2 protein-coding genes and 1 pseudogene are annotated in these 3311 nt (G+C 49.2%); 1 reads left to right on the top strand and 2 read right to left on the bottom strand.

The window, feature by feature from the left end:
* Nucleotides 1-1155: 1155 nt before the first annotated feature.
* The gene (locus CDA56_RS29025; RefSeq protein WP_049106033.1) at nucleotides 1156-1347 is read right to left on the bottom strand and encodes a hypothetical protein; all 192 of its coding nucleotides are present in this window, start codon (nucleotides 1345-1347) and stop codon (nucleotides 1156-1158) included.
* 241 nt (nucleotides 1348-1588) lie between these two features.
* On the opposite strand from CDA56_RS29025, the pseudogene CDA56_RS29020 reads away from it, so the two are divergent.
* Nucleotides 1589-2699 (top strand): annotated as a pseudogene (locus CDA56_RS29020) (IS3 family transposase).
* 369 nt (nucleotides 2700-3068) lie between these two features.
* Here CDA56_RS29020 and CDA56_RS31605 read toward each other — a convergent pair.
* On the bottom strand, nucleotides 3069-3182 hold the full coding sequence (locus tag CDA56_RS31605) for a replication initiation protein (protein WP_071789001.1): 114 nt from the start codon (nucleotides 3180-3182) through the stop codon (nucleotides 3069-3071).
* Between the last annotated feature and the right edge of the window lie 129 nt (nucleotides 3183-3311).

Genomic DNA, 3311 nt, shown 5'->3' with positions numbered 1-3311 from the left:
CCATTCCCCGTGGTGGAAATTCTGGAAAAAATCCTGATCCTGCCATGCTTGAGTTTTCCTCTCCGGCCATCCCAGGGAGTTCCTGAACCTTCCCAAAAATCGCCAGATCTCTGAACGCTCCTCACGACTAAAAATACCCACACACTACGCAAAATTAAAATTTTGCAGATTCCTTATTTAAAACAATTGGTTAATGAAAAATTAATGTGCAGTGATGTGTTACAAAGTGCAGATCCAAGTCGTGGACGACTCTATGGCGAATCGTTTACGAATTGCCCACGATTCATATGTGAATCACGCTTTATTATCATGTTGTTATGATGAATCGACTCTTGATTCAATTCATCAATTTGGGCGTTTTTTGTTCATGGTGACTCTTGATTCAATTCACGATTCGAATCGCCGGTGAATCGTGTGGTGAGTCGTCCGGCGACTTGCCATAACGTGATTGCCGGCCGTCGACGAACCCGATTCCTGAACGTGCTGAAAACCGGTTTTCCGGCTGCGCCGGCAACGCCTCACGGCCACGCAATAAATTGCGTCCCCGTTCACCGTTTTCGGATCAGAAGAACGCCGGAAACAGGACTTACCCTGGCTGAATGGCGTGAATTTCCGCGCTATGCACTTGCGCGCATACTCATGCATGCCGTAAAAACAGAGCCTGCGCGTTTCTGGCGGGTTTTCGGGTGGTTTGTTGCCTGTTTTACCGGTTTCCCGTCAGAAACGCCCTGAGGCCGTTTTAGCGGTGCGCGTAAGAAGACGTTATGGTAAATCCAAAAATGCTGGCATTCGCAATTCAGTATATCGGTACGCAGCATAATAATGGGGGTTAATTTCCAACGTATGAGCCATCAGGTGCTAAGGTTGCTTCCGAACCACCAACGTATGAGCCATCAGGTGCTAAGGTTGCTTCCGAACCACTAACGTACGATCCATCAGGTGCTAAGGTTACTTGGGATATCGCGGTTAGTGGTAATGCTGACATAGCCATTAAAACGGCACCAAGAGATAATGCTCTCATCACTATTACTCCTGTTAATATCAAAAATAGAATTGAATCGTTCAGCGGTGCCGAACGCCGGTTCCAGCCGCGGGATTCGTGATCGGGATGTTATAGTAAATTGATCTCTTGATTTTGAGTGCCCTTACTCGAAATCAGGTTGCTATTTTCAGTGTCGCGGCTACTGCTTGTACCCCCGGAAGCTCCTGAAGATTATTATTGATAGCAAACTTTATCTCTTCAAAGCTCGCGTTAATCATGAGCTTCTCATCCACGCCACGTAAAAATATTATTGTTTTTGCATTACCACATGATTTCATAAAGATAATATCATCTTTTTTTAGCATGATACTGTCGTTACTTAGTGTAGTGAGATAAAGCATAGCCACTGTTTTTGTGTGTTTTTGTTAAGGCTGTTAAGATTATTCCTAACCACTGATTTTGTACATATCATCAAAAAAAATAAAAAAACTAATGCCCCCGTGGTGGGTATATAACAAATCACGGGGAGCGGAGCTGACCTGCTCCCCGTTGATTAATACACCGCGATGTTAGTAATGTCTTCATAAGCCACATGAGGACATCCTCATGAAGAAGCGTTTTTCCGACGAACAGATCATCAGTATTCTCCGCGAGGCCGAAGCCGGGGTTTCTGCCCGTGAGCTCTGCCGTAAGCACGCCATTTCCGACGCCATCTTTTACACCTGGCGTAAGAAGTATGGCGGTATGGAGGTGCCCGAGGTTAAGCGCCTTAAGTCGCTTGAGGAAGAGAACGCCAGACTCAAGAAACTGCTTGCCGAAGCCATGCTGGATAAGCAGGCGCTTCAGGTGGCTCTGGGGCGAAAGTACTGACGACAGACCAGAAGCAGGAAGCCGTTGAGTTTATGTGTGATGCGACCGGTCTGTCGCAACGTAGTGCCTGCAGGCTTACAGGTTTGCCCCTGTCGACCTGCCGCTATGAGGCTCAGCGTTCGGCGGCTGATGCGCATTTATCACTGAGCTGGCACTGGAGCGCAGGCGTTTTGGCTACCGACGCATCTGGCAGTTACTGCGCCGTGAAGGCCTTCATGTTAATCACAAGCGCGTGTACCGTCTTTACCACCTTAACGGGCTGGGTGTAAAACGCAGACGACGTCGTAAAGGTCTGGCAACAGAACGTCTGCCGCTGCTCCGCCCGGAGGCGCCCAACCTGACCTGGCCGATGGATTTTGTCATGGACGCGCTGGCCACCGGTCGCAGGATCAAGTGCCTGACCTGCGTGGACGACTTCACGAAGGAGTGTCTGACAATTACCGCCGTCTTCGGGATTTCAGGCGTTCAGGTCACGCGAATTCTGGACAGCATTGCACTGTTTCGCGGCTATCCGGCGACGATAAGAACTGACCAGGGGCCGGAGTTTACCTGCAGAGCACTCGACCAGTGGGCTTATGAGCATGGGGTGGAGCTACGGCTTATCCAGCCGGGCAGGCCAACACAGAACGGATTTATTGAAAGTTTTAACGGACGATTCAGGGATGAGTGCCTCAATGAGCACTGGTTCAGCGATATCGTTCACGCCAGGAAAACGATTAATGACTGGCGGCAGGATTAGAGCGAGTGTCGTCCACATTCATCGCTGAACTACCAGACTCCGGCTGAATTTGCGGCGGGCTGGCGAAACGGGAAATATGAAGAAAAACGAACCGACATTACTAACTGAAGGTTGTATCTAATCCTGGGGGGCAGGTCAACCGCGTTGGATGATTGTGGATCATGATTATATATGTTTTTTTCTTATCAGAAACAATGGGTTAAATAGTTTTATTTTGATGGTTGGTGTCGCGGAGTGGTGCTGGTTTCACTTCAGGGGTAGGCATATGGAACAGGATCCTCTTGAGATCCTTTCTTTAGCATCGTAATCTCTTGCTCAGTAAACGAAAAAACCGCCCTGCAAGGCGGTTTTTTCGAAGGTTCTCTGAGCTACCAACTCTTTGAACCGAGGTAACTGGCTTGGAGGAGCACAGTCACCAAAACTGTTCGTTTAGTTTAGCCTTAACCGGCGCATAACTTCAAGTCCATCTCCTCTAAATCAGTTACCAGTGGCTGCTGCCAGTGGCGCTTTTGCATGTCTTACCGGGTTGGACTCAAGACGATAGTTACCGGATAAGGCGCAGCAGTCGGACTGAACGGGGGGTTCGTGCATACAGTCCAGCTTGGAGCGAACTGCCTACCCGGAACTGAGTGTCAGGCGTGGAATGAGACAAACGCGGCCATAACAGCGGAATGACACCGGTAAACCGAATGGCAGGAACAGGAGAGCGCACGAGGGAGC

It is taken from the genome of Klebsiella michiganensis (genome assembly GCF_002925905.1).
GTDB classification, from domain to species: domain Bacteria; phylum Pseudomonadota; class Gammaproteobacteria; order Enterobacterales; family Enterobacteriaceae; genus Klebsiella; species Klebsiella michiganensis.
This window is presented reverse-complemented; position numbering and strand designations above follow the sequence as displayed.

Bases quoted from the DNA above. Each gene is read 5' to 3' on its own strand.
- CDA56_RS29025 (WP_049106033.1), bottom strand. From the start codon at position 1,347: ATGCTAAAAAAAGATGATATTATCTTTATGAAATCATGTGGTAATGCA.
- CDA56_RS31605 (WP_071789001.1), bottom strand. From the start codon at position 3,182: ATGCACGAACCCCCCGTTCAGTCCGACTGCTGCGCCTTATCCGGTAAC.